Annotated in this window: 21 protein-coding genes; 8 read left to right on the top strand and 13 right to left on the bottom strand. The window is 41.2% G+C overall.

The genetic code is table 11. The annotated features are described in order from the left end of the window. Nucleotides 1-35 precede the first annotated feature (35 nt). On the top strand, nt 36-1,247 hold the full coding sequence (locus tag QUE86_RS16815; RefSeq protein ID WP_286260691.1) for a sugar efflux transporter: 1,212 nt from the start codon (nt 36-38) through the stop codon (nt 1,245-1,247). A 58-nt stretch (nt 1,248-1,305) separates the two neighbouring features. On the opposite strand, the gene QUE86_RS16810 is transcribed toward QUE86_RS16815, so the two are convergent. The 3 genes from QUE86_RS16810 to QUE86_RS16800 all read right to left on the bottom strand — a co-directional run bounded on the left by QUE86_RS16810 (nt 1,306) and on the right by QUE86_RS16800 (nt 6,390). Continuing rightward, the gene (locus tag QUE86_RS16810) at nt 1,306-2,391 is read right to left on the bottom strand and encodes a methyl-accepting chemotaxis protein (RefSeq protein ID WP_286260690.1); all 1,086 of its coding nucleotides are present in this window, start codon (nt 2,389-2,391) and stop codon (nt 1,306-1,308) included. A gap of 228 nt (nt 2,392-2,619) precedes the next feature. After that, a complete protein-coding gene (locus QUE86_RS16805) occupies nt 2,620-5,019 on the bottom strand; it encodes a TonB-dependent siderophore receptor (protein WP_167657470.1) in 2,400 nt (799 codons plus the stop codon). Between the two features lie 150 nt (nt 5,020-5,169). Next, entirely contained in the window at nt 5,170-6,390 is a 1,221-nt protein-coding gene (locus tag QUE86_RS16800; protein ID WP_130052794.1) for an MFS transporter, read from the bottom strand. Between the two features lie 138 nt (nt 6,391-6,528). On the opposite strand from QUE86_RS16800, the gene gtfA reads away from it, so the two are divergent. Next, nucleotides 6,529-8,001, top strand: coding sequence for a sucrose phosphorylase (gtfA, locus tag QUE86_RS16795; RefSeq protein ID WP_130052793.1), 1,473 nt, complete (start codon nt 6,529-6,531; stop codon nt 7,999-8,001). Here gtfA and QUE86_RS16790 read toward each other — a convergent pair. After that, complete coding sequence (locus tag QUE86_RS16790) at nt 7,998-9,029, bottom strand: LacI family DNA-binding transcriptional regulator (protein WP_250662269.1); 1,032 nt, start codon at nt 9,027-9,029, stop codon at nt 7,998-8,000. The genes gtfA and QUE86_RS16790 overlap by 4 nt on opposite strands. Nucleotides 9,030-9,157: 128 nt before the next feature. On the opposite strand from QUE86_RS16790, the gene QUE86_RS16785 reads away from it, so the two are divergent. Beyond that, nucleotides 9,158-9,829, top strand: coding sequence for a YoaK family protein (locus QUE86_RS16785; protein ID WP_130052791.1), 672 nt, complete (start codon nt 9,158-9,160; stop codon nt 9,827-9,829). On the opposite strand, the gene QUE86_RS16780 is transcribed toward QUE86_RS16785, so the two are convergent. Further along, a complete protein-coding gene (locus tag QUE86_RS16780) occupies nt 9,819-10,727 on the bottom strand; it encodes an AraC family transcriptional regulator (RefSeq protein ID WP_250662268.1) in 909 nt (302 codons plus the stop codon). The genes QUE86_RS16785 and QUE86_RS16780 overlap by 11 nt on opposite strands. Nucleotides 10,728-10,904: 177 nt before the next feature. Here QUE86_RS16780 and exaC point away from each other — a divergent pair, with 177 nt between their 5' ends. Further along, a complete protein-coding gene (exaC, locus tag QUE86_RS16775; protein ID WP_286260689.1) occupies nt 10,905-12,425 on the top strand; it encodes an acetaldehyde dehydrogenase ExaC in 1,521 nt (506 codons plus the stop codon). Between the two features lie 129 nt (nt 12,426-12,554). Further along, on the top strand, nt 12,555-13,040 hold the full coding sequence (locus tag QUE86_RS16770) for a GNAT family N-acetyltransferase (RefSeq protein ID WP_130052788.1): 486 nt from the start codon (nt 12,555-12,557) through the stop codon (nt 13,038-13,040). Nucleotides 13,041-13,567: 527 nt separating this feature from the next. Here QUE86_RS16770 and QUE86_RS16765 read toward each other — a convergent pair. Next, a complete protein-coding gene (locus tag QUE86_RS16765; RefSeq protein WP_130052787.1) occupies nt 13,568-14,041 on the bottom strand; it encodes a tetratricopeptide repeat protein in 474 nt (157 codons plus the stop codon). Nucleotides 14,042-14,247: 206 nt separating this feature from the next. Here QUE86_RS16765 and QUE86_RS16760 point away from each other — a divergent pair, with 206 nt between their 5' ends. From QUE86_RS16760 to map, 3 genes are all read left to right on the top strand, one after another. Next, nucleotides 14,248-15,732, top strand: coding sequence for a S41 family peptidase (locus tag QUE86_RS16760; RefSeq protein ID WP_286260688.1), 1,485 nt, complete (start codon nt 14,248-14,250; stop codon nt 15,730-15,732). Between the two features lie 72 nt (nt 15,733-15,804). Then, a complete protein-coding gene (locus QUE86_RS16755) occupies nt 15,805-16,011 on the top strand; it encodes a ParD-like family protein (RefSeq protein WP_119853080.1) in 207 nt (68 codons plus the stop codon). Next, complete coding sequence (gene map, locus QUE86_RS16750; RefSeq protein ID WP_130052785.1) at nt 16,004-16,786, top strand: type I methionyl aminopeptidase; 783 nt, start codon at nt 16,004-16,006, stop codon at nt 16,784-16,786. The genes QUE86_RS16755 and map overlap by 8 nt, the downstream gene beginning before the upstream one ends. An 8-nt stretch (nt 16,787-16,794) precedes the next feature. Here the strand turns inward: map and QUE86_RS16745 are convergent, their stop codons facing one another. The 7 genes from QUE86_RS16745 to QUE86_RS16715 all read right to left on the bottom strand — a co-directional run bounded on the left by QUE86_RS16745 (nt 16,795) and on the right by QUE86_RS16715 (nt 25,472). After that, nucleotides 16,795-17,256 (bottom strand): hypothetical protein, encoded by a 462-nt coding sequence (locus tag QUE86_RS16745; RefSeq protein ID WP_130052784.1) that lies wholly within the window; start codon nt 17,254-17,256, stop codon nt 16,795-16,797. Nucleotides 17,257-17,367: 111 nt separating this feature from the next. Continuing rightward, nucleotides 17,368-18,537 carry a BamA/TamA family outer membrane protein gene (locus QUE86_RS16740; RefSeq protein WP_286260687.1) on the bottom strand — a complete coding sequence of 390 codons (1,170 nt, stop codon included), beginning with the start codon at nt 18,535-18,537 and terminating at the stop codon, nt 17,368-17,370. A 43-nt stretch (nt 18,538-18,580) separates the two neighbouring features. Continuing rightward, on the bottom strand, nt 18,581-19,369 hold the full coding sequence (locus QUE86_RS16735) for a hypothetical protein (protein ID WP_256853951.1): 789 nt from the start codon (nt 19,367-19,369) through the stop codon (nt 18,581-18,583). A 138-nt stretch (nt 19,370-19,507) separates the two neighbouring features. After that, nucleotides 19,508-21,748, bottom strand: a complete 2,241-nt coding sequence (locus QUE86_RS16730) for a tetratricopeptide repeat protein (RefSeq protein ID WP_286260686.1) — start codon at nt 21,746-21,748, stop codon at nt 19,508-19,510. Between the two features lie 123 nt (nt 21,749-21,871). After that, nucleotides 21,872-23,098 (bottom strand): threonine/serine exporter family protein, encoded by a 1,227-nt coding sequence (locus QUE86_RS16725; RefSeq protein ID WP_082401625.1) that lies wholly within the window; start codon nt 23,096-23,098, stop codon nt 21,872-21,874. 149 nt (nt 23,099-23,247) lie between these two features. Next, nucleotides 23,248-24,468, bottom strand: coding sequence for a glycosyltransferase (locus tag QUE86_RS16720; protein WP_250662263.1), 1,221 nt, complete (start codon nt 24,466-24,468; stop codon nt 23,248-23,250). Continuing rightward, entirely contained in the window at nt 24,465-25,472 is a 1,008-nt protein-coding gene (locus QUE86_RS16715) for a LacI family DNA-binding transcriptional regulator (protein WP_130052781.1), read from the bottom strand. The genes QUE86_RS16720 and QUE86_RS16715 overlap by 4 nt, the downstream gene beginning before the upstream one ends. Nucleotides 25,473-25,480 lie beyond the last annotated feature (8 nt).

Genomic DNA, 25,480 nt, shown 5'->3' with positions numbered 1-25,480 from the left:
ATCTATTCACTTGTTGTATTGATGTGGGGTCGATAGTGAAAGTATTGTTTAAACAGCATGGTGTAATATTTATTCTTCTAAGTATGCTAACAGGGTTAATGGGGGCATTCGTTAACCCTTTGATGAGCTTATTTATAGTTGAAGGGCTGCAAACACCGCCCATTTATTTGGGGGTTTATATGGTGTCGGTAACCATTACGGGTTTAGTTATCAGTCAGTGGCTGGGTGGCATGGCTGATAAAGGCACAAGTGCACGTAAGTTATTTATGGCGGCTGTAGCAGGCATGATGTGCGCGTTAGTGACCTTTGCAAATGCCACTGCATTTTGGCAAGTGCTACTCGCAGGTGTGTTATTTCTAGCGATGGGAAATGCGGCAATCCCGCAAATGATGACGGTTGCACGACAATGGGCTGGACGTCAACAGAATATAGACATTACCAGCTTTAATTCGCGTTTACGTGCTGCTATCTCATTTGCTTGGGTGGGAGGCCCTCCGCTGGGCTATATGTTAGCTGCAGGGGGGGAGTTTAGTCACTCGTTTTACTTCGCTGCATTTTGCGCTTTGATTGCGCTAATCTTTGCATTTAAGTTTATTCCTGACTACAGCGCTAAAAAATCGCAAAACGGCTCAGAGCCTGCAGCCGCAGCGAGTTTATCATTTTGGTTGTTAGGCTTATCGATAATGCTTGGTTCAACGGGTAATATTATGTATTCATCGGCACTGCCACTTTATAGCATTACTGAACTTGGGTTTGCTGAACATACCCCAGGACTGTTTATGGGGGTCGTGGCACTGTTAGAAATTCCTATCATGCTGTATGGAGCAAAGCTAGCTAAAAAATACAGTAAAGTCTCGATGCTTGCGGTGGCATTTTGTTGTGCCATTGTATTTTATTTAGGAGTGTTTTTTGCCACTCAAGTGTGGCATTTAATCGCGCTGCAAGTATTGAACAGCCTGTTTTACGGTATTTTTGCAGGCATTGGCTTAACCGTATTACAAGATCAGCTTCCTGAGCGAATAGGGTTTACCTCAGCGTTTTACACGAACGCCATTAAACTTGGTGTTATGTGCGGGGCAGGGGCAACAGGCGTTATTGCACAGTTTTATAGTTTTAGATTCGCCACTCTTGGCTCTATGCTAGCTGCAAGTTTAGCCCTTGGATGCTTAATGTTGTTTAGCTATGTGAAGCGCCAAGAACAACAAAGTGCTGTAATGCCGGTGCTGCAAGAAGGTTTAGTTGAGTAACTTGCTTAAATAGATCAAAAAACCGAGCTTCAGAGCTCGGTTTTATTATTTTTAGTAATTAGCCGTTAGCGATTTGATCAAGTATATGCATGACACGCTCACTTGCTGCTTCCATTTTATTAATGTGATTAATAGCTGCGTCTTTATTGCCTGTTTGTAGCATCACTAACGCTTCAACACCATTACGGTGCACTTCACGGTGTGGCTCTTCTAATTGACGATAAGCATTGAGCTGTTTAAAGCCATTTGATTGTTCAGAGTTATACCATTTACCTAGTCTACACATGGTATGATCTGAAAAGTCATCAATCGACTTGTTACTTGTACCATTGGCAACCGCATATACTTCACCTTTCCATACAATATGGTCTAGTTTTACAGTTTGCACAAATGAGCGAGTAGCGGCATTAATAATAGTTTCTTTCATTGAATTGCAGTGATTCATGATTGAACTATAGTCGTTGTTCAAGGTATCAAAGCTTGTTGAAAGCTGGGTGTTATTTTGCTGAATATCTTCAACCGAGGTGACAGTTTCACCCGTTTTGTTAATGATTTCTTTTACTAAATCAGACACTTCTTGTGCTGATTTATTCGTGTTGGTAGCAAGCGTACGTACTTCATCAGCAACAACACTAAAGCCACGACCAGCCTCACCAGCACGAGCTGCTTCAATGGCGGCGTTAAGCGCGAGTAAGTTGGTTTGATCTGAAATTTTTGAAATGGTTGATACAAAGGTATTGATGCTATCAGCCATATCAGACAAGCCAGTAATGTTGCTGGTCATGCTCCCCATTTTGCCTGCCATACTCGCCATTTCACTGACGATATGCTGCAGCGCATTATTTGAGTCATTTAATAGTTGACTGATCTGTAAAGTGACTTGGCTTTCTTCTTTAATAACAAGGTATGAGTCGAGAACAGTTTGGCGTACGCCCTCAATTTGCGTGATACATTCAATCGAACTATTCAATAAATTAGCAAGGAACAGTTGATCTGCATCATCAGCATGATGATGTAATTGAGCTTCTAAGCGCTCGTTTTCATCACGCAGAACGTGATTGTCGGCTTTGAGTGCCTCAACTTCAGCTAATAGCGCGTTGTATTGATCTTGGAGTAAAGAGTGGCTTTTGCGTGAGACAAACATGCATGTTCCTAATTCAAATGGTTAAACCAATTCGCAATAATACTTAATCATTTTAAGGGATTAATACTTGTGGCGCACGTTGATTATAGAACAAAGTGATAATTTATTATCTGTTTTTTTACTAGAAAGGGAGTAATTACGACTATTTGCTCAATTGAGGCTGGAAAGCTGGTTATTAAAGCTGAAAAAGCCCAGTAAAAACTGGGCTAAAACAAGGGAGTTTAGTGATTAATAAAAAGAATATTTTAAAGTAAGCGACGTTGTACGGCCGTTAATAGTACGGGCACGGATAATGTCGTTATCTGGTACTGAGCCTTCTTCTGCTTCTGTGATACCTACGGTGTCAAACAGGTTGTTCACATTAAGCGATAGGCTTAAGTTTTCAGACAAGTTGTAACTTACAAAGCCATTTACTTGTGTGTAGCCATCGAACTGAAGATCATTACTATCTTGTGCGTAAGCATCTGTTGTACCAATAAAGCTCAGACCCGCTGCACCTTTGTCAAAGTTGTAAGTGGCCATTAGTGAGTAGATAAGGTCAGCTTGACGACGTGGTGTATTACCTACTAACTCCGGCGATAACGCATCTTTAGCGATTTCTGCATCTGTCCATGTAAAGTTACCACGGAAATCCCAATCGCCTACGTAGTAAGTTGATTCAACCTCAATACCTTTGGCTTCATATTCGCGGTCAAAGAATTTTTGCGATGTGGCTTCGAAGTTTTGTTCTTCAGTTTCTGCATAGAATGCTGTTGCAAATACTGATAGTGAATCAAAACGTTTTTTCACACCGAATTCGTATTGATTTACTTCATCAATCGCATCGGCTTCAGCAACTGAACCATCCGCTTCTACTTTACCGAATAGTAAGCGATCTGCATTTGCACGGCCGCCTTTACTAATACGAGCAAATGTCGCAAAGCTTGGATCAATTTGGTAATTAGCACCAATTGAGTATGAGCTGTAGTGCCAGTCATAGTTAACAATGCTTGGGTTTGCGTTATCTATACCAACTACACTTTGCTCCGGAATTGAGATTGTACCGTCGCTATTCATATCAACAGTTGATGTTACGGCGCCTGCGTAGTTACCACGCGCTTCACCTGAATCGTAACGAGCACTTGCATCAATGCTTAGGTCACCAAATTTAGTTGCTAAGTTAATGTAAGGTGCACGTGTTTCGTACTCTGTATCGTAGTTGCGTTGACAGCAGTTACCCCAATAAGGAGTGCCATAGGCATATAAGCCATTATCAGAATAGCTATCACCATTAGCAGCGTACACATCGAGTAATGCTGCGTTATCGCCTTTTAACTCCATAACATATGAGTTCCAAAGCCATGACATATCAATTGATTGGCTTGATGCAAAGTAACCAAAGGTCATGCTTGTGTCATCAGAAAACGATTTAGTTAACTTAAGGTCGTTAACTATTGAACCCATGTCGTTTAGTGTTACATCGAATGTGTGGATGCGCATTGCTAAATCGTCATCGCCATAAGCTTGGCCTGCTGAGCCACCATTTGCATAAACAAGTGATGCGCCATCACCAGCAATGCTAGAGGCAATTGAGCTTGCACTTGCTACTTCAGCTGGAATAAGAGAAATAAAATTACCGCTTACAGATGATGTTCTAAAACGGTTTTCGATGCGCCAGTCGTTATCTAAATCAAAAGCAGCTTCAAAGCCAACAGATGTAACAACCGGATTCATACCATCAGTCATGTCACCAGTGCTAATTTGATTATCACCATTTAAACGCAGTGTTTGTGTGAAAAGTGCTGAATGTGGCGTATCTGATTGTGCATCAAAACCAGGGATTGAATCGCCATTTGAGTACATAGGCATAGGTAGGTAACCTACACTTTTATCATCAAGGTGCTTAAAGTAAACACGCACATAGCCGGCATCAAATTCTTTAGTAAGGTTCGCCTTAATCTGGCCCCCTTTATTTGATGTATATCCAGTTTCACGCGGGCCTTCGCCTTGGCGAACAAAACCACCTATGTGATAACGCACACTGTCGTTAAGATAAGTACCATACTCAAAGTCTGTGCGAATTGAGTCATAATCAAGGCCTACAGTGGTTGATACACTGCCAGACTCGTTCTCACCGGTTTTAGAAATAAAGTTGATGATACCGCCTGGTGCATCACTTGCCGCTGTAGATGCTGAGCCACCACGGATTGATTCAACACTTTGTACTGTTGAATCTAAGCGCATGAAGATATCTGCGTTACCAAAAGCAATATCGCCAAACTGCATCACAGGTAAGCCGTCTTCTTGTAGTTGTAAGAATTTGGCACCACCCGATGCAACTGGTAAGCCACGTACTGCGATGTTGGCGTTACCTTCACCGCCAGTTGATTCTGAACGTACACCCGGGATTGTTCTGAATGCTTCTGCGGTAGAGCGTGGTGTTGATACTTCAATTTCAGCTAATGTAACACTGCTAACTGAAGAACTTGATGCCATAATTGTCGTACGGCGCGGTACACCTGTTACAACAATCGTTTCAAGGCCGCTTTTTTTAGCCTCTGGTTGTGCTTGCTCTTCAGCGTGTAAGTTTTGACTTACTGCTAATGCAAGCGCGCTTAATGTATAAAGGGCATGTTTGTGTGTTGTCATAATGTGCCTCGTCTCAATCCCAGATGGTTTGTTGTCTAAATTGTTATCTTAATCGATTAAGTAAAGATAACAATAATTTTACATAATGCAAGTTTTTTAGCGAAAAATTTGCACAATTTATGTTCGATAATTGATTTTTAAGAGTTTTATTTAGTGGCTTAGCGCGCTGTGCTGCGCTAATGCTTGCTCAGCAGGGTCACGTAAATAGTTATATAGCATGGCTAAAAACAATAAACATGCGAAACCTGTTGCGAGATAAAAGCCGTAACGAATGTGACCAAAGTAGTCACTGATCACACCCATTAATAACGGCCCCGCTGCAGCCGAAAGGGCGGTAAAAAACAAAATAACCCCAGCGACCGCACCGTGTTGCTGAACCGCAAAGCAAGAAATACCTTTCGAGTTTAAAGTTGGGTAGATCATCGACATAAACAGCCCCGATAATGGTAATAAGAATACCGCCCAATCAACGCCACCAAAAATTAAGCCTAAATAACAAAGAGCAATGCCTAAGCTTAGATACAGCATTGCCGCTTGCCAACTTAAATGATTTAACAGCCATACCGCTAAGAAACGCCCTGCAGCACGTAAAATGAAAAATAGGGTTAGCGCATATGTTGCCAGTAATTGCCATGGGCCGTTGTAATCACTAAGTAAAGTGGGCATCCATACATATATAGCCACTTCGGTCGCAACATAAAGAGCAATTGCTAAGGAAAAGCCAAGTGCATAGGGGTTTTTCATCATACTCATTGTGGTTGCAAGTGATGCTGGTTTAGCATGCTTTTCAAGCTTTTTAGGTTTAGGGTATTCTGCACGCCAAGCGATTAAGGTCAAAATTAAGCATAAGACCCCAGCGATGACATAAAGATAAGTCCAGCTTACCTGTTGGGTGATTAAAAAGCTGACAAGTGCAGGGCCTACAATGGCTCCAACACCAAAGAAGCCTTCGACCAAGTTCATTGTTTTTGTATGCTCTAAATTGTTTTTAGAGATGTCACCTAGTAACGCCAATGCGCCGGTTTTGAACAAGCCAATAGCAAGGCCAATGCAGCTAAGTAGCACTACAAATATACTAAAGCTGCTGCTAACGGCAAATAAGAAACAACTTATTGTAAATAAGCCTAGTCCCAGCATTATGGTTTGCTTGCGACCAAAACTATCAGCCAAAAAACCTAAAAATAGGCCGCTAAAGGCAATTAATGCCATTGGTGCATAATGAAAGGCACTGGCCTGAGTCATGCTTAAGTTAAATTCATTGATAAGCTCTGGAATGATCATACCAACCGCATCAGATGTCATAGCAAACATAAAAAACATCATGTATGTCAGCCATCTAATGGTTTGCAAAGGATCGTGTGTTCTATTCATTGTTGTATCCCCACCGAAAGGTCTGCACCTTTACTATATATATTAGTGTATAAAAATTGTAAAAACTGCTTGAATAATTTGCTGTCGTGGTTAAAGATATATCTTAATCGATTAAGTTTCAACTTGGTATTAACAATTATGATCAACAATAAAGTGCAATTAATCACCTACGCAGACCGAATTACAGGTCAAGGTATTGATGAATTAAGTAATTTATTAAATGGCCCACTTAACAATGTGTTTGCAGGTGTACATTTGTTGCCATTTTATAACCCGATTGATGGCAGTGATGCTGGCTTTGATCCCATTGATCATAGCGAAGTAGACTCGCGTCTTGGTAGCTGGGACGATATTAAAGTGCTTGGTGCCAACTATGATTTAATGGCTGACTTAATTGTTAACCATGTTTCAGCACAGTCTTTTCAATTTAAAGATGTATTAGCTAAAGGCAAGCAATCTGAGTTTTGGGATTTATTTCTAACCAAAGATGATGTATTCCCAAATGGTATGTCTGAGGCTGAACAACAAGCGATTTATCGTCCGCGTCCTGGTAGCTGCTTTACGCCAATTGCATGCGGCGATGGCCAAACCTATGATTTTTGGACTACATTTACCGATAATCAAATTGATATTAATGTGAAATCAACGGCGGGCATCGAGTACTTAAATACTGTACTTGGCAAATTTGCTGATAATAATGTTAACATTATTCGTTTAGATGCTGCTGGTTACGCTATCAAAGAAGCAGGCACAAACTGCTTTATGCTTGACGAAACATTTGAATATTTAAATAAGCTTTCTGCGCAAGCTAATGAAGCAGGTATGGAAACCATTGCTGAGATTCATAGCCACTTCCAAACTCAGGTTGAAGTCGCAAAGCGTGTAAATATGGTATATGACTTTGCCTTACCACCACTAATTTTACACAGTTTGTTTAGCAATGATGCGCAAGCTCTACTGAACTGGCTAACAATTTCGCCGCGTAACTGTTTAACGGTTCTCGATACCCATGATGGCATTGGTATCATTGATGCGGGCCCTATGGGTGATAAACCGGGCTTATTAAACGCCGCGCAAATTGATAACTTGGTAGAAACCATTCATGAAAAAAGTGAAGGGCAAAGTCGCCTTGCAACTGGTGCAGCTGCAAGTAATGTTGATTTATACCAAGTAAACTGTACATATTACAATGCATTGGGCGCAGATGACTTTGATTACCTACTAGCTCGTGCGATTCAATTCTTTGCACCAGGTATTCCACAAGTTTATTATGGCGGCCTGTTCGCTTGTGAAAATGATATGGAATTACTGGCTCGCACAAATGTAGGTCGTGATATTAATCGCCCATATTTAAATGCACAAGACATTGATGCAGCGCTTGCTAAACCTGTCGTTAAAGGCTTGATTAAACTCATTCAATTGCGTAATGAGCACTCAGCTTTTAATGGTGAATTTATTGCTAAAGGTGAAGGCAGTGTATGTCGTTTAAGCTGGCATGATGATAGCAGCTCAATCGAGTTAAAGGTCGACTTTGCAAGCCGTGAAGTGATGATTCTTGATCAGCGAGATGGCGGGCAAAGCATGACTAATTTAGCTGACTTATTAGCTTAACTGCTTTGACCCAATTGCAGCTGATAGTCGATTTCGGCTGTTTGCTGCTCTTTAGATATAAACAAGGTCGCAGCAATGCGGCCTTTTTCTTCGCTATTTTGATGGACAGTTGTGAGTTTTGGCACAAATCGCTGTCCTTCATCTATACCATCAAAGCCGACAATTCTGACATCCTCAGGAATTGATAACCCCATTTTTAATGCTTCGCGCATTGCGGCAAGGGCGATTAAATCACTCATACACAACAATACATTTGGTCGTGGGGTGCTGCTAAGTGCTTCTTTAGCAGCAATGCTAGCGAAGCGTTCGCTACTTTCTGGAATATTCCATGTTCTATCATCACCAAGGGTGACGCCAGCATCGCTGATTGCTTGGTGATAACCGCGCAGTCGTTGATGAGCGATAGACTGACCAGCCTCAAATTCATGATGTTCGTAAACTCGGCATAAAACGTCGTTATCGAGTAAGCGCAGGCCTAAAATAGCAACCCGATCATCATTATTTTGTAGTGCGTGTTTGGCAATATCAAAGCTGGCTTGTTGGTTGTTTACGTTTACAGAGGCATCGCGACCGATGTTAAAATCGACTGTTACCACATGTTTTGGTACTTGTTTCAATTGTTCAACAAGTTGCTTATTACGTGGGCGACCGTAGCAAATAAAACCATCAACAAAATCAACCACGCTATTTAGGTTATCGTTGTTACCTGAAAATAATAAAAGATTGATGCCGTTTTTTTCGAGTACTGCTGACACACCACGCATAAAGCTACTTGCAACCGGATCTGATACCATATATTCAACACTGTCTGGTAGCACTAGGGCAACAATATTAAAGGTGCCACGACGTAATGATTGCGCCGCTTTATTGGGACCAAAATAGCCTAGCTTTTTACATGCAGCTAAGATCTCTTCACGGCGCGCCTTAGATAATTGATCCGGGCGGTTAAACGCATTTGATACGGTAGCATTTGAAACACCTAACTCTTTGGCGATACTTTTCAGCGTCCAACTTTTTAGCTTTGTCATTATAGCTTCTTAATCGATTTACTTAATTGTAAATTACCATATAAAGAGTCGAAAAAAAGTGTTTTTAGTCATAAAAATTAACGTACCATAAAAGAATGAGTAAGAGAGCAAAAAAAGGCGAGTAGCGAGTGATTTCTAAGTTACCAAAGTGGGTTGAGATTGGGGCATTTATTTTGGCGTTGGTAGCCGGTTGCGTGAATGCAGTTGGGTTACTTAGTTTTGAACATCAAGCTGTATCACATTTATCAGGAACTGCAACTTTGCTTGGCGCAGATCTAATGCATGGCAATAGCCTTGATGCTTTACATTTATTAGGCGTATTACTGTCATTTTTAGTAGGTTCTGGTATTGCAGGGTTTTTACTGCATAGCTCTGCACTTAAATTAGGTCGTCACTACGACACCGCATTATTAATCGAAGCAGGGCTTTTATTAGGCGCACTTTGGCTATTGTTTAATGGCTCTGGTTATGGGCACTTTTTGGCCTCTGCGGCATGTGGATTACAAAACGCATTGGCAACGACCTACAGTGGTGCAATCGTTCGTACCACTCATGTGACAGGGATCTTTACTGATTTAGGTATTATGTTTGGTCGTTTTTTCCGAGGTGAGGAGCTTGATAAGCGTAAGGCTAAGCTATTTGGCCTAATCATCTTCGGCTTTATTTTAGGTGGCTTATCAGGTGCATGGTTATTTGCAAAATTTAGCTTTTCGGCGCTTTATGTACCAAGTATTATATGTATTTTATTGGCATTGACCTATCGGGTTTATACTCGTTGCAACCCTAGGTTTAATGGTTAGCAATACTCTTTGGGGTTGCGCCAAAGGCTTGTTTAAACACACGACTAAAATGGCTCGGGTTATTAAAACCTAATTGATAACAAACCTGACTAATAGCCTCACCTTTTTCGAGCAGTTTGTATGCTTTTTGTAAGCGTAATTGCTGCTGCCAAAGAGCTGGGGTGACACCAAATGCTAGCTTAAATTGCTGATAAAACTTACTGCGGCTCATACACGCTATCTTACATAACACATCAATATCAATATTCTCTGCGAGATGTTGTTCTATATAGCTAATTACATGGCTCATTGGAGTTGCAAGTTTACCTTTCTTACAGCTTGCGATCATTAAATCTCGGCTTTGTTGCTGTAATAGGCGGGTTATTAACTCATTGAGTGATAGATCAATTAAGTAATCACGGTGTTGTTCATTTTCGCTAAACAGGGTAATCATCCGTTCAAGCAGTTGTTGGGTTTGCAGGTTATGCTGTGTATGGACTAGCTTCGTTTGATATTGGAAAAAGTCATCTTGTGTAATTTGCTGATTAAAATTAAGTATATCGACTACTTGGCTTATTTTGTCTGTACTAATTTCAATCGCTAAACAGGTTGTTGGTTGGTTGAGCGAAGCATTTGGAAAATCGATTAATACACCTTGCTCTGGGGCCAGTACAAATGACTGGTTTGGCAAGAACTCTTCATGATAATCACTGTCAGCAACATGCATGATTTTTTTGCCACTTATCATGCCGCAAAATAATAATTCAGTGGAATGCAGCGCTACTTTTTGCGCATCTAAATAGGTGTCGTAAATACTTAATTCAGCATGCTCTCCAGCAAAACTTACTTTATTTTCAATAAGCACATCAATACGTTGCCGTTTCTTATCTAAACTTCTGCTGCTAACTGATGTGTTCATTGTTGCCTCGCTGTCGCCCTAAATTCTGGACAAATAGTCAAAAAGTCTGGACTAGGAATCAAGTGTACTTCTATTAACTAAGCTAACTTCAAAAGCTAGCGGTTCATTAAACAATAACCTACCGCGTAATTTAGTCAATGCTAAATAAAACACAACAATTTGAAGAGAGAACACATTATGATTTATGCAAACCCAGGTAGTGAAGGCGCAAAAGTTAATTTTAAAGCGCAATACGAGAATTATATTGGTGGCCAATGGGTTGCCCCTGTAAAAGGAGAATACTTTGAAAACATCAGCCCTGTGAACGGTAAAGTGTTTTGTAAAGTACCTCGTTCATCAAAAGAAGATATCGAGCTGGCACTTGATAAAGCCCATGATGCAAAAGCAGCGTGGGGAACAACGTCAGTCACAGAGCGCAGTAATATCTTATTAAAAATAGCCGATCGCATTGAACAAAATCTAGAGATGCTCGCGGTTGCAGAAACCTGGGATAATGGTAAAGCAATTCGTGAAACTCTGGCGGCAGACGTGCCATTAGCGGCCGATCACTTTCGCTATTTCGCAGGCTGTGTTCGCGCACAAGAAGGCTCTATTGGTGAGATTGACGAAACCACCGTTGCGTATCATTTCCATGAGCCATTGGGTGTAGTAGGGCAAATTATTCCTTGGAATTTCCCATTGCTAATGGCTGCATGGAAGCTTGCTCCAGCTCTTGCTGCGGGCAACTGTGTTGTTTTAAAACCGGCTGAACAAACACCTGCATCAATTTTAGTGCTGCTTGAAGTCATCGGTGATTTGTTACCAGCAGGTGTTCTAAATATTGTGAACGGTTATGGTAAAGAAGCTGGCGAAGCCCTCGCAACCAGTACTCGAATTGCTAAAATTGCCTTTACAGGTTCAACGCCGGTAGGTTCACATATTTTAAAATGTGCTGCTGATAATATTATTCCATCAACGGTCGAACTAGGTGGTAAATCGCCAAATATCTTTTTTAATGATGTAATGGAAAAAGACGATGAGTTTTTGAGTAAAGCTATAGAAGGGGCTGTACTTGCATACTTTAATCAAGGCGAAGTTTGTACCTGTCCATCGCGTTTATTTATTCAAGAAGACATTTACGAGCAGTTTATTGAGCGTGTTCTTGCCCGCACTTTACAAATTAAACGTGGTAACCCACTTGATACAGAAACCATGGTCGGCGCACAAGCATCGCAAGCTCAGTTTGATAAGATCCTAAGTTACATCGAAATTGGTAAACAAGAAGGGGCTGAAGTACTCGCTGGCGGTGAAGTAGAGCGGCTGTCAGATGAGTTTAACGGTGGCTACTACATTCAACCAACACTGTTAAAAGGCACCAACGACATGCGTGTGTTCCAAGAAGAAATCTTTGGCCCCGTTATTTCAATGTCGACCTTTACAGATGAAGAGGAAGCATTAGCGCTTGCCAATAGCTCAGAGTTTGGCTTAGGGGCTGGTGTATGGAGCAGAAATATGAATCGTGCTTATCACTTTGGCCGTAAGATTGAAGCGGGCCGCGTTTGGACAAACTGCTATCACATGTATCCAGCGCACGCTGCGTTCGGCGGATATAAAAAATCAGGCATTGGCCGCGAAACACATAAACTCGCCCTTGATCATTACCAGCAAACTAAAAACCTATTAGTAAGTTACAGTGAAAATCCACTGGGCTTCTTTTAAAAGCAATTTCTTATTGTTGTCGAAACTACCCAAACGCCACGTCTAGTGGCGTTTTTATTTTGCGTAAATGTATTCCCAAATCTTCTTTTCTGTTATTAATAAATCATTGTTGAGTAAGGAATTTCAAACATGATTAGAAATACAACGGTTGATGATAGTAAAGCCATTGCTGCAATTTACAATCACTATGTTCTCAATAGTACGGTTACATTTGAAGTTGATGCTATCACAGACGTTGAAATAGCAAAGCGGATACAGGCTAATCTTGCCTCTGGCTTACCTTGGTTGGTTGCCGAAATTAATGGCAAGGTTATTGGATATTGTTATGCAACACCTTGGAAAGCACGTAAAGCTTACCAACACTCAGTGGAAATTTCGATTTATTTAGATGCTGGTAGTCATGCAAAAGGGGTTGGTACACAGCTCTACGCTGCACTGTTTGCTCAGCTAAAAGCGCAAAATGTACATGCTGTTATGGCAGGGATTGCATTACCTAATGTAGCAAGTATCGCCTTGCATGAAAAATATAATATGCAAAAGGTCGCGCATTTCCAGCAAGTTGGAAAAAAGTTCGCTCAGTGGGTTGATGTAGCTTATTGGCAAGTTATTTTATAACGGGCATAAAAAAGCCTGGCGAACACACAAGCCAGGCCTTTGACAACAATTTGGTTGAGTCACCGCAAGTGCCATGACTCGGAATAAAAAAGCTTAGAGAACACACAAACTAAGCTTTTGACAACAATTTGGTTGAGTCACCGCATGTGCCATGACTCGGAATAAAAAAGCTTAGAGAACACACAAACTAAGCTTTTGACAACAATTTGGTTGAGTCACCGCAAGTGCAATGACTCGGAATAAAAAAGCTTAGAGAACACACAAACTAAGCTTTTGACAACAATTTGGTTGAGTCACCGCAAGTGCCATGACTCGGAATAAAAAAGCTTAGAGAACACACAAACTAAGCTTTTGACAACAATTTGGTTGAGTCACCGCATGTGCCATGACTCGGAATAAAAAAGCTTAGAGAACACACAAGCTAAGCTTTTGACAACAATTTGGTTGAGTCACCGCAAGTGCCATGACTCGATATATGAAAAAGCCCAGAGAACACACAAGCTAGACTTTTTGTGACAACAATTCCGTTATAAAGCTAAGTTTTTCTTAGCGCGGTTTAGGTTGTGATTGACTAAATCATTACCCGATATTTTTACCGCTTCATAAAAATCTGACAGTGCAGCTGTGTCGTTTTTCGACATGATGCGTGCGATACCTCGATTACTTAAAGCGAAAGAAGTTAGCTCTCGGCGTTTATATCCGCGTACTTCGCTTGTATTAAGAAGCTTGATAGCTTCAGTACAAAGTGATTCTGCATCGCTGAAGTTTTTAGACTTCACACTTGCTGCGCAACGATTGAATGCAAGTTCGTATTGGCTGTTTGAGTCAGTCGCTTGAGCTGTGCTATTTAACACTGCATCATATTGGCCTTGCATAATTGCTTGCGATGAATCTGAGTCGCTAATTACCATTAGTTTGTAGTCACTTTGATCAGCGATTGCAAAAGCTGAACATGTCAATAAAGAGCTAAGAGCAAGTCGTTTTAAAAGTGGTTTAAACATGATTGGTTTCCTCGTTAATCGCAGCATCGTTTGCTGATGAGTTAACTTTAGAGTAATCCATCTAAATCGACAAACGATTAAAATAAACCTGATAGATGAATTTTTTTAATCTATTCATATGTGAAGTACTTTTCATTGCCACAACAATGTCTTAGTGATTAAATAGGGTGTTTTTTGAACATAATGACTATTTAAAATGGATTTTTATGAAACGCTTGGCGCTTTACTCATCACTTATCTTTACAGCTCTTAACTTTAGCTCACTTAGTGTGGACATATGTCGCGCCAATGAGGCTAATACAGTAACTAACTCTGAAATTAATTGGTCTGAGCTTGCTATCAAAGATGTTGAAGCGGCTTATCAGTTATCGGTTATAAACCACCCTGGGATGCATGATATGCGTAACCCTGGGTTTGTAAAACAGCTCGAAAAAGCAAAGCAAGAAGGCTTAAAGCTGGCTGTAAAAGCGCATAGTTCACAAGGTTTTTCTGCTGCTATTGCACGTTTTAGAACCATACTACAAGATGGTCATGCGGGAGCGGTTGATACCTTACCAAGTGAACTAAAGCCACAAAGAAGTTGGCCGGGCTTTTCAACTGTTTGGCGCGGTGATGCGTTGAAAGTGTATTACAGCGAACTAGATACAGTTGCCAAAGGCGATAAGCTCGTGAGCTGTGATAATAAAGCAATTGATACTTTGCTAGTTGAGCGTGTTTTTCGCTATTACGGAGAAGTAGAACAACCCGGTAGTTGGTGGAACCATGGTTGGCGACTAGCGATTGATGATGGAAATCCATTTTTGTCGCCTCTTGAGCGCTGCACTTTCGAAAAAGCCGACGGCTCTGCTTACAGCTTAAAGTTAAACTGGCGTATTAGGCCTGATACTGTCAGTGAAAATCTTAAAAATGCTTACAACGGCGATAAGTTACCAATTGAGCTTAATTGGCCTTTAGAGAATATTGCTTGGATCAGCATGCCAACTTTTGCACCCAATGAGCAGCAGCAAGCGGATTATCAAGCGATGCTGAGCGCTATTGAACAGCAACATGATAAGTTAATGCAAGCTAAAGCTGTGGTGCTTGATCTTCGTCATAATCAAGGTGGCTCATCGATGTGGAGTGAGCAAATAGCCTCAGCACTTTGGGGCAGTGAACAGTTTAAATATGGCCGCTATGAGTTACACAAAAATACCCAAGTGTGGTGGCGAACTTCTAAAGGTAATACTGACTATTTAGGTGATGTAGTCGCAAGCTATGATAAGGCTAGCCCGTGGTATCAATGGCTAAAAACGACCCACGAAAGTATGCAGGCGGCTTATGAAAAGGGTGAACATTATTATGTCGAGATACCTGCAGCAGAGCGACAAGCAATGCCAAAAAATGCCAGCAAATTTACTACACCGGTTTATGTGATTGTGCCAGGGCAATGTGCTAGCGCCTGTTTAGATGCACTGGATAGTTTTAAGCTGTTTGCAAACACACAATTAGTAGGCGCACCAAGTAGTACAGACTCTACCTATATGGAAGTGAGGCTCGAAACCTTACCTTCAGGCTTTGCTAAAGTCATTCTGCCGATAAAGGTCTATGTAAATAGACCACGTGAAAAAGGCTTTTATTATCAACCTGATATTAAATTCAATGAGCTTGAATGGACAACACAAGCGCTTGTTAAAATGATAGCTGAGTTGTAATTAAACAAGTTCTCCTTGCTTTTTTATATAATATGAATACGATCTGTATATGTTTTATATATAGGTCATATGATGGGTATTGTTAAAATTAGCGATGAGCTACACGAAGAAATCCGTAAAGCAAGTACAGCGATGGTGCGCTCAATTAACTCGCAATCTGAGTATTGGATTAAAATAGGCATGCTTGCTGAGCTTAATCCTACCATGACCTACAGCGATATTATTAAAGAGCAACTTCGCCAAGCTGATGTGAAGGCTAAGGATGTAAGTGATGAGTAAGGTTGTGATTAAAGATGCAGATGAAATTGCTTTGATGCGAGAGTCTGGTCGATTACTTGCTGATGTATTTGCTTATCTTGACCCTTTAGTAAAAGAGGGCGTGACTACAATGGAAATAAACGATCTCGTTGAACGCTACATTGTTGAGCAGTTACAAGCAAGGCCATCAAGTAAAGGGCAGTACGACTACCCTTATGTATTAAATGCCTCTGTGAATGAGGTGGTATGTCATGGTTTTCCAAGCGACAAAGGCATTTTGAAAGCAGGCGATATTGTGAATATTGATATCACCCTCGAGAAAAATGGCTATTTAGCTGACTCTAGCAAAATGTACTTAATTGGTGATGTATCGCCTTTAGCAAAACGTTTGGTAGACACCACCCAGCAAGCCCTGTGGCACGCAATTAAAATGGTAAAACCAGGTGTGAGGCTGGGGGATATTGGTAATGCGATTGCAAATTTTGCTCATCAACATGGTTATAGTGTGGTTAAAGAGTACTGTGGTCATGGCATCGGCCAGCAAATGCACGAAGAGCCACAAGTATTACATTACGGCAAGAAAAATACGGGGCTTGTACTAAAAGAGGGGATGACCTTTACGATAGAGCCAATGATCAATCAAGGGGCAGCTAAGGTAAAAACTAAGCCAGATGGTTGGACCGTAGTTACAAAAGATAAAAAGCTTTCTGCGCAATGGGAGCATACTTTAGCGGTAACGGCTGAGGGAGTTGAAGTGTTGACCTTGCGTGAAGAAGAGCAACACTTTTTAAACTAAATTGTGTATTAACAGGCTAATTCAGTAACAGACTCTTCTGCTAACCAGTTTAGGGCCGCTGTTTTTGACTTAAACACATTCATTACCATGCCTGCTCGTTTATACAAATTGCAGTAGGTATCGGTAAGTAAGCTTCCGCCTTCAAGCCCCTCTTTGATGACAAAGGCTGTTTTTGCCGGTGCAATGCCTTTACGTCGCAGTTCTACAAAGTACACCATTAGCTTTTCGAGTGCCCCAGGAGTTGCCATGCATGAGTTTTCAAACTCAACCAATTCAAACCATTGGCCATAATCAGTGGTGAGTTTATTAATGTAATCTTTTTGCATAAAAGAGTGCGCGTCAATAATCTCTTCGTTGAAAGGCCCTATGGCAGTCGTTAAAAGAGTATGTTCATGTTGATAAAACTCGACAAGGCCATGTGGTTTAAAATCTTTGAATGGATAATGGTTGGTTGATACTTTTTTATGCATCCGTTCAATCCCTGAATGTTTATTGAGCTATTGATAATAGCAGTGAAACAAATTAATTCAATCTTTAGGTTTAATCAGTTATTAAAATAATAACAAAAGTATTAGTTTCGATTACCAAGTAGAACCCGCCTGAATGTAAATTGCGTTTTGTTCAGGGCCATGCGCAACATCTATGCCTATGCTAATACCGTAATGTTCATCAATTAAATAACGAAAGCCTGCGCCAACAGTATCAATGGTTTCAGCCTTAGATAAATCAGAAAAATTATCGGCAGCCCAGCCCATGCCAGTAAATAAATTAAGCTTTATTTTCTGCGTGACTTTATAACTTGCTTCTGCTTCGGCCACAAACACATCAAGGCCTTGATATCGAGTTGCAGATACACCCCGTAAGCTAATACTTGGTGGAATATAAACCGGTAAGCGTTTTTTACCACGGTTATTTACTGAGTCATATTGCATGCGCAGGGCAAAGTTAAATTTATCGGTGTAACGCCAGTAATTTAAGGCGGTAAGCTTTAGGCTGGTGTAATCAACCTTACTGCCAATTGCCTCATCATAATATAAATATTCGGCCTTATAGTTAAAGCCCCGCTCCGGGTTCAGTGGGTTATCTCGGCTATCGTATTCTAGTAACGGACCAATGCCTGAGGTATTTACATCAAGCGATAGATGTTCCTTGATAATATCATTTTCGAGCAGAAAATCTTCGATAGGGTTTTCGGCTAAGCTAATATCAACTTGACGATATATCTGCTTAAAGCCATAAAAGAAGTTACTGTCGTCATAACGTAACTTAAGGTTTTGAAACACCGCAGGGCCTTCAATATTCAACGATAAAGGTGTAAGCAGTTTAATCTCGTCAAAGGTGTAAAAATCAAGGTTTATACTCGCCCAGCCAACAATCCCTTGATAGCGAATTCGGTCTTCATCCCAAAACGTAATGTGGCCAACAGCGCCGCCTTTGGTACCATTTTTAGTGCCCATTAGGCCTACTAAACTGATGCTTTGTGGCAGGGTCGAGCCTTCTTTTTTCTTCTTTTTAGCTTTCTTTTCGTTGTCATGAAAAAATAAACCAACGACCCCAAGGCCTGGCCCTACAGCAGGCTCTGTAATAAAGGTTGGTATAGGAAGAAATGAAATAGGTTCATCAACTTTTTGTTGTTGATTACTTAATTGCTGCTCTGCAGGTTTTATTGCATATTCATCGTAACTTGATGCAAAGCTTTGTGTGCTGAGCAAACTTGCTGTAAGCATATTTATTAGTACAACGTTTTTCACTTAATCCCTTACCTTGTTGTTTCTTTTTACTTCACATATTAATTTATAGCTGATAGTTAAATTCGAGACGATGATCGCCATCTAAGAAGTCAAGGTTTTCGTTCCAGTTTGCGAAATAGCGTAGATTCATACGTGGGTTAATTTGATAACTGGCTGCAAATTCGTGAGTCAAAATATGGCTTTGGTTTAAACCATAATAGTGATCTTTATAGTTATCGCTTCCGCCGATAGTTGTTAGCCAAAATGGATTGTAGTTAAGCCAAATTTTATCGTTAATAGTAATTTTTGCGTACATACCCACTAAACCATATGCACCCATAATGGCATAACCACTGTCACGACTGCCGTCATCTTCTAGGGTATTTTCACCCAGCGATGCACCGACCCCAGCTAATGGGTAAAACGTAAAGCGTCCCATAGGTTTAAGGGCTTTAATGTAGCTATATGAGACATCCATGCTTTCGTCAGCAATAAGGTTGGCATTGAGGTTATAGTTAGCATCAATCTGTGTTGCACTCATTGAGCTTAAGTCAACCGAGAAATTACGAAAGCGAAATGAGTCAATAGAATCTGTCGTTCTGCTATCGCTTTCCCAACCAAGCACATCACCATAAATACCTTTGACTTCAATAACATTCATGCCAGCAGTTGTAGCTATACCTGTATCGTATGCTTGACCCACTTTAAAATTAAGGCCCTTGTTTGTCGCACCGGTACCGGCTTGTGTATAAACAGCCAGTGGATCAGACATGTCTTGTACTTCTTTTTGTTCAGTTGCAAAGCATGAAGCTGAGAAAATGAGGATAAGTGGAGTAAATTGAAGAGAAGCCATGTGCTGTCCTTACACAAAATATTAAAATAGATGTACTTTCTTTCGCTACTTATAGCTTATTTATTAATCTAGTTCAATTGTCCAAAGCATATAATACTTGCTAAATTTAAAAAGCTTCTTTTAGCCTCTAACTATCAATTAATTGATGCTATTCATCATTTCTAGTTGCTTAACAAATTGCTGAACTTGCTGGTTGCCAGGTACTAAACGAGCGAGGTTTCTTGCATAAAACAGCGCTTGGCTGTAGTTCTCTTCTGCCACATACCACTGCGCCAAACTGTAGTTAATATCAGGGTTATTCGGTGTTAGATTAAAAGCACGCTCAAGGGCTGATATTGCTGCTGGCATATTACCTAAATCTTGTAGCAGCAGCGCATAAGTATACTGGTAGCTTGCATTATCTTCTGCGAACTGGGCAGCTTTTTTTAAATGTGTAAGTGCTATGTCTTTTTGTTTGGAGCGAATAAGGCTCATGGCGAGGGCATAATGAATATCGGCGCTTTCTTTATTAACCGTTAAGCCTTGTTTTAAGATTTTTTGCGCTGCCTTCTCATCGCCTTGATTGCGGTATAGATCAGCTAAGTTAACATAAGCAGGAGCAAAAATAGGCTCAATACTGATTGCTTGTAAGTAATGTGCTTTGGCTTGCTCTGGTTCTTGTAATGTGAGCGCAAGATTACCTAAATTGGTATGTGAGTAGCCGCGCTCTGCTTGGTATTGTTGAATTCTTTTGTAGTCACTAAGTGCTGCACTTAAGCGTTTGCTGTCTTGCTCATTAAGACCCGCCGGAAAAGGCTGGATTAACATGGCCGCTAGTGCTCTTGCAGCTTCGGCTCTGATTGGTAAATGTTCATCGTCTAAAAGAGAGTTTAATAGGCGCCAGCGCTGATTGATATCAAATGGCATCGCCGCTTCAATGGCCGCTTGGCGTTTTAATGGCTCGCTGTCTTTTACTGAGCGAGCAATCGCAACAACGGCATTATTATCGGGACTTGCTGCTAAACGGCTCAGTGCTGATGCACGGATAATCTCAGGGAAATTTTTATCTTGCACTATTTTAGTCAGCATAGTTGACGCATTAGGCAGGCGGTTATCTGCCGCATAAAACGCCTCAGAAAAATGCGCAGTGCCAAGATGTTTTGAATTTGGATGCCAGTCTTTCATTTTTGCGACGGCCCATTGTGGTGTTTTATCTTCATGGCAACTATTACACGCATTAGGGGCATTGGTTTTTAATGTTAAATCTGGGCGAGGTACTCGAAAACTGTGGTCGCGCCTGGCGTCTACTTGCATATAGGTGGTCGCGGGCATATGACAATCGACACATTGGCTACCCATACTTGCCATTTTATGGCCGTGATGTTTTGGTGTATCGAACATCTCTTGACTATGACATTGCGTACAGGTTTGATTGCCCGGTAGCTTTAATTTACCCGAATGAGGGTTATGACAGTTACTACAGGTTACCCCCGCGTTGAACATTTTACTTTGTAAAAATGAACCCCATACATAGTCTTCATCCCATACTTGACCATCAACGTGGTAAAGCTCAGGAGTGAGTAATGAGCCTTGAAAGCTTTGTAAAAAACTATGCGGGTCTTTGCGGTCATCAAGCTGTGAGCGCCGAGCATGACAGGTTGCACAGACTTGCACTTGATCGCTTTTTACAAGTGGCTGTACGCTTTGCATCCTGCCATCGGCTTGTTGAGAAAAAAGCGGGGTTTGCTTTTTAATGTTATGAGTAAAGCCTTTATCGGCAATGCTGCTATCGCCATCAGCCCATTTCAAATGAGCTTGGGTATCACCATGACACGCTTTGCAGCTCACGTTAATACTTGAGTAACTTGAATCAAAGCTATTCGCTTTAAGGTCAAATTGTTTTTTGAAATCAGTTGAGTGGCAATCAGCACACATATGATTCCAGTTTTGGCCTTTTTGCGACCAATGAAATAGGTCATGCTTTTTCTGCTCAGGATGCAGTACAAACCAGCGCTGCCCGCCGTCTGTTTTACTGCGTGAGTCCCACGCAAAGGGAAATAGCTGTATGTGGCCTTTGCCCATATCAAACATGTATTGCTGCAATGGCTCATAGCCAAATGTGTATAAAACAAGGTAGTCAGTCTGCTTGCCATCTAGGTTTGGCATGCTTATAAAAAGTTGTTGGTCTTGTTGATAAAAGCGCGCTTGCTGGCCCTGGTAGTTAAGGGTTTGCTCATTGAAATTACCAAGCACCGAGGTGGGAGTGGCTTTTTCCATAGCATGAAAATGATGGGATGTTTGCCAGTCTTCAACTTGGCTTTGATGACAGTTAATACACTGGGGTTCTGCAAACGCATTAAAGGCGAAAAAGCTGCATAACAGCCAAGCCAATCTTATCACTGAATAAATCCTTTTTATATTTACCACATGCACTTAAGAGTTATATCAGTTTGTTGCTGATAAGCAAAGTCGGCTTATAAAAACGAGGGCGTAAAAAAGCCCGAGAAACTCGGGCTTAGTAAGTTATAAACTTTTCTTCGGTGGCAGCGCGACGTTAGCAAAGATAAGCCCCGCCACTAATGACATGAAAATCAAAAAGGTTTGCTGGCCAATATGGTCTGCATAAACGAAATCTTGGCCTTCTATCAGTGAGTTTAAACCAATATAGGTTTTACTACCTGGTACCAATACGATCAGACCTTGCATAGCTACAATGGAGGCTGGAGCATTGACAACGCGGTTGAATAAGTTGCTAAAAACGCCCACGGCTAATGCGCCTACAAATGTGCCTAATGTGTAGTCTAGGTACATGGCTGAACCAATACTTGTACCATACGCTATAAAGCCAGATGCAATAGACCAAACAGCATGCTTTAGCTTGGTTCTAAAAATGACGATTAGGCTGCTACATAGCATGAAAATAGCTAGCCAAGCCGTCCATTTAGGTAAAGGCTCGGGTTGCACAAAGTCACTTTGGCCAAAAATAGCAAAACCAATACCGATACCAATAAAAGCACCAAAATACAGCTTAAACAGCAGCATGAATGAGTCCATAACCCGAGCTGTACCAGACACTAAATGCCTAGCTGCTAACTCTGCTAAACCGAGGGCTAATGCTAAGCCGGGTATAAACACAATGATGGCTGAAAGTACCACCAGTCGTATGTTAATTTGGGCATCAATATAGACACTAATAGCACAGGCTATAATCGCCGATACAATGGCAACTAATGGTTCAAGCATATGTGCAACACGCTTAGAACGCGTTGACCAAAGCACAAATAAATACACAACTAAGGTAATGAGTGCTGACCAAAAAACATCATTCCAACTGGTACCCATCAACATTGCAAACGCGCCACCCGAGGTTGCAAACGCAACGCCGGTCATAAATTTATTATATGGGTTCGGCATGGTGTAAATAATATCGAGCTGTTTATCGACTTCTTGTAACGTCAGCTCCCCATTTAGCATTTTGTTTACTAGGTCATCGGTATCTGCCAGCGAGCCTAAATCATGATCGCCTGGATCAACACGCGCAACATGGGTGTACTCTTCTTCATGGCCATCAGTCCAGATCACAAAAGTCACGGATGTTGGCGACATAACAAAAGATGATTTCAAACCGAGGTAAGTCGCAACTTCCATTAAGTGCGCTTCTAGTCGGTATGCAGGTGTACCGTATTTATGAAGCATTTTGCCAAGCTTCACGATAAATTTTCGTTTTTCAGTAAACGTTGCGGTTTTCAAAGGCGTTTTGAACCAAAGGTTAAATTGTTCAGTTAAGGATAGACCAAAATTCAATAAGATATAGTCTAATAGCTAGACTATATCGCTTAAATTGACCAGCGCGATTTTAGCGACAAAAGCCGCTATGTCTAGTGTTATTTACGGCAAAATTACTTATTTTTTGCTTCAATCCACTGCGCCATGTATTGGGTCGAACGCATGGTGTGGTGTTTGAGCATTTGGCCGGTAAAATTTTGCTGTCTATGCTGCGCTAATGACTCACTAATAGCGGTGATTTTAGCGATTAACTGCGACTGAAGTTTTGATTTATCATAATATTTTTGCAATAAATGCTGGCCATTTTGCTGTGCCTGAGTAAATAACGCTTCATCTTGATAAAGTGCCACTGCTGCATCAGCAAACTGCTGTGCATCTTCACAGATTGCGCCTGACCAAGGCTCATCTTGATGCATGCCTTCACTACCAATAGGGGTTGTTACACTAGGCGTTTGCATGATCATCGCTTCGAGTAACTTACCTTTAATACCAGCCCCAAAACGCAGTGGCGATAAACACACACGGGCATCTTCCATTACTTTATAGGCATCATCTGCCCAGCCCTTAATTAAAAATCCGGTTTTTGGATTGTTAAGCGCTGTTGCCTTTGGTGGCGGGTAAGAGCCATAAATGTGGAGTTCGGTATCGGGTAATTGTTTGCGGATCAGCGGCCAAATCTGTTGTAAGTACAACACTGCATCCCAGTTTGGCGCATGACGAAAATTACCAATAGTCATGAAGTGTTTGCGCTCAGCAAATGTTTTGGTGCTAGTGGGAATATGCTGCAAATCAACCAAAAATGGTAAATGGTGAAGTAGGGCAGAATCGACTTTGAAAACGTCATTGAGTAACTGCATCTCGTAATGCGAGATAATTAAGCTGATATCTGAGCGCAAAATTGCGGCGATTTCTCGTTTTGCAATATCGCTGTGTAAATCGCTTTGGCTGAATTCCCGGCCTGCTTTATGAGCTTCGTGACGGGCATTTCTTAGACACTGTAAATCTTCTGTATCAAGAATCTTAAGTGCGTTAGGGCAGTATTTATCGACTCGCCAACCGAACTGTTCTTCCATCATAAAGCGGTCAAACATCACAATATCAGGGTTATACGCTTGCACGTACTCATCAAAGCTAGAGCAATTTAATGCAATTACCTGAGTGGTAATGCCATCTTCGCTGAGTTCCACCATATGTTCGGTTTTTTGCGCAGGACTGGCAAATTCAACTTGCCAGTTTTCTGCACGAAAGGCGCGCAGGAGTGACATCATGTGGGTGCCGGCTGCCGACGAATTAGGCTCAGGCCATACATAGCCGATCACTAACACTTTTTTCATTGACTTGAGTCTCGTATTTTTAAGTTAACATCCACCAAGGTGCGAACTGGCGGTGTTGATTTATCTAATAGTTCTTTTAGCACCTGACAGGTGCGTTTACCGATTTCATCGGCATTAATGGCGATGGTTGAAAGAGAAGGCAACATTAAGCGCGAATCTTCTAAGTCATCAAAGCCAATAACCTTGATGTCTTTACCCGGCTCTAGGCCGTGTTGGCGCATAGCTTCAATCGCGCCGTAAGCAATCACATCATTAAAACAGACAATGGCTTTGGTATTTGGTGCTTGTTTTATAAGGGTATTAAAGGCTTCACGGCCACCTTGTCGGTTTGTCGGTGCCTTAATAACGGGTTTTTCGTCAGTGATATTAAATTGCTCAAGCGCAGCTAAAAAACCACTTAAACGTTCATGATAATCAGATATTTCTGCCGTGCCGCCTAAAAAGGCTACCTCTTCAATACCTTGCGATAAAATATGGCTGGTCGAAATATGTGTGCCTTTTTTGTTATCAGGCAAAATACAGGGTGCTGCTGAAAATGGAATTTCACGCATGATATTAATAACCGGAAAACCACTATTTATTAAATCATCTTGCCACTGTTGCTTAGTTCCCGGAGCCGGGCACATAATAAACGCCGATACGTTGTATTCTTTTAAGGTTTTCACCACTTGAGTTTGCCTTTCGACAGACTCCGCAATATTCACCAGCATTGGCAGCATGCCAAGCTCAAAGATGTGTTTTTCGAGTCCAACAGCAAGTTGAGCTGAATAAGGGTTGGTTAAGTCATTTATAACCAGCGCGACTAAGTTTGAGCGCTTGCTACGAAGTGCTGCAGCATCACGGTTATACACGTAGCCAAGCTTATCAATGGCAGCCAGTACTTTTTCTTTACTTTTTTTACTGACCTTATCACTGTTGGTAAGGACCAAAGACACCGTTGATTTTGAAACGTGTGCTTGTTCAGCAACATCCCAAATTGTGACTTTGCCTGTCGATTTTTTCATTTTTATTA

Origin of the sequence: Pseudoalteromonas apostichopi, assembly GCF_030297135.1 — a bacterium.
Lineage (GTDB): Bacteria > Pseudomonadota > Gammaproteobacteria > Enterobacterales > Alteromonadaceae > Pseudoalteromonas > Pseudoalteromonas apostichopi.
This window is presented reverse-complemented; position numbering and strand designations above follow the sequence as displayed.

Bases quoted from the DNA above. Each gene is read 5' to 3' on its own strand.
- QUE86_RS16765 (WP_130052787.1), bottom strand. From the start codon at position 14,041: ATGTTTAAACCACTTTTAAAACGACTTGCTCTTAGCTCTTTATTGACA.
- QUE86_RS16800 (WP_130052794.1), bottom strand. From the start codon at position 6,390: ATGAATAGAACACACGATCCTTTGCAAACCATTAGATGGCTGACATAC.
- QUE86_RS16735 (WP_256853951.1), bottom strand. From the start codon at position 19,369: ATGGCTTCTCTTCAATTTACTCCACTTATCCTCATTTTCTCAGCTTCA.
- gtfA (WP_130052793.1), top strand. From the start codon at position 6,529: ATGATCAACAATAAAGTGCAATTAATCACCTACGCAGACCGAATTACA.
- QUE86_RS16715 (WP_130052781.1), bottom strand. From the start codon at position 25,472: ATGAAAAAATCGACAGGCAAAGTCACAATTTGGGATGTTGCTGAACAA.
- QUE86_RS16780 (WP_250662268.1), bottom strand. From the start codon at position 10,727: ATGAACACATCAGTTAGCAGCAGAAGTTTAGATAAGAAACGGCAACGT.
- QUE86_RS16770 (WP_130052788.1), top strand. From the start codon at position 12,555: ATGATTAGAAATACAACGGTTGATGATAGTAAAGCCATTGCTGCAATT.
- QUE86_RS16720 (WP_250662263.1), bottom strand. From the start codon at position 24,468: ATGAAAAAAGTGTTAGTGATCGGCTATGTATGGCCTGAGCCTAATTCG.
- QUE86_RS16745 (WP_130052784.1), bottom strand. From the start codon at position 17,256: ATGCATAAAAAAGTATCAACCAACCATTATCCATTCAAAGATTTTAAA.
- QUE86_RS16760 (WP_286260688.1), top strand. From the start codon at position 14,248: ATGAAACGCTTGGCGCTTTACTCATCACTTATCTTTACAGCTCTTAAC.
- QUE86_RS16810 (WP_286260690.1), bottom strand. From the start codon at position 2,391: ATGTTTGTCTCACGCAAAAGCCACTCTTTACTCCAAGATCAATACAAC.
- QUE86_RS16755 (WP_119853080.1), top strand. From the start codon at position 15,805: ATGGGTATTGTTAAAATTAGCGATGAGCTACACGAAGAAATCCGTAAA.
- QUE86_RS16805 (WP_167657470.1), bottom strand. From the start codon at position 5,019: ATGACAACACACAAACATGCCCTTTATACATTAAGCGCGCTTGCATTA.
- QUE86_RS16790 (WP_250662269.1), bottom strand. From the start codon at position 9,029: ATGACAAAGCTAAAAAGTTGGACGCTGAAAAGTATCGCCAAAGAGTTA.
- exaC (WP_286260689.1), top strand. From the start codon at position 10,905: ATGATTTATGCAAACCCAGGTAGTGAAGGCGCAAAAGTTAATTTTAAA.
- map (WP_130052785.1), top strand. From the start codon at position 16,004: ATGAGTAAGGTTGTGATTAAAGATGCAGATGAAATTGCTTTGATGCGA.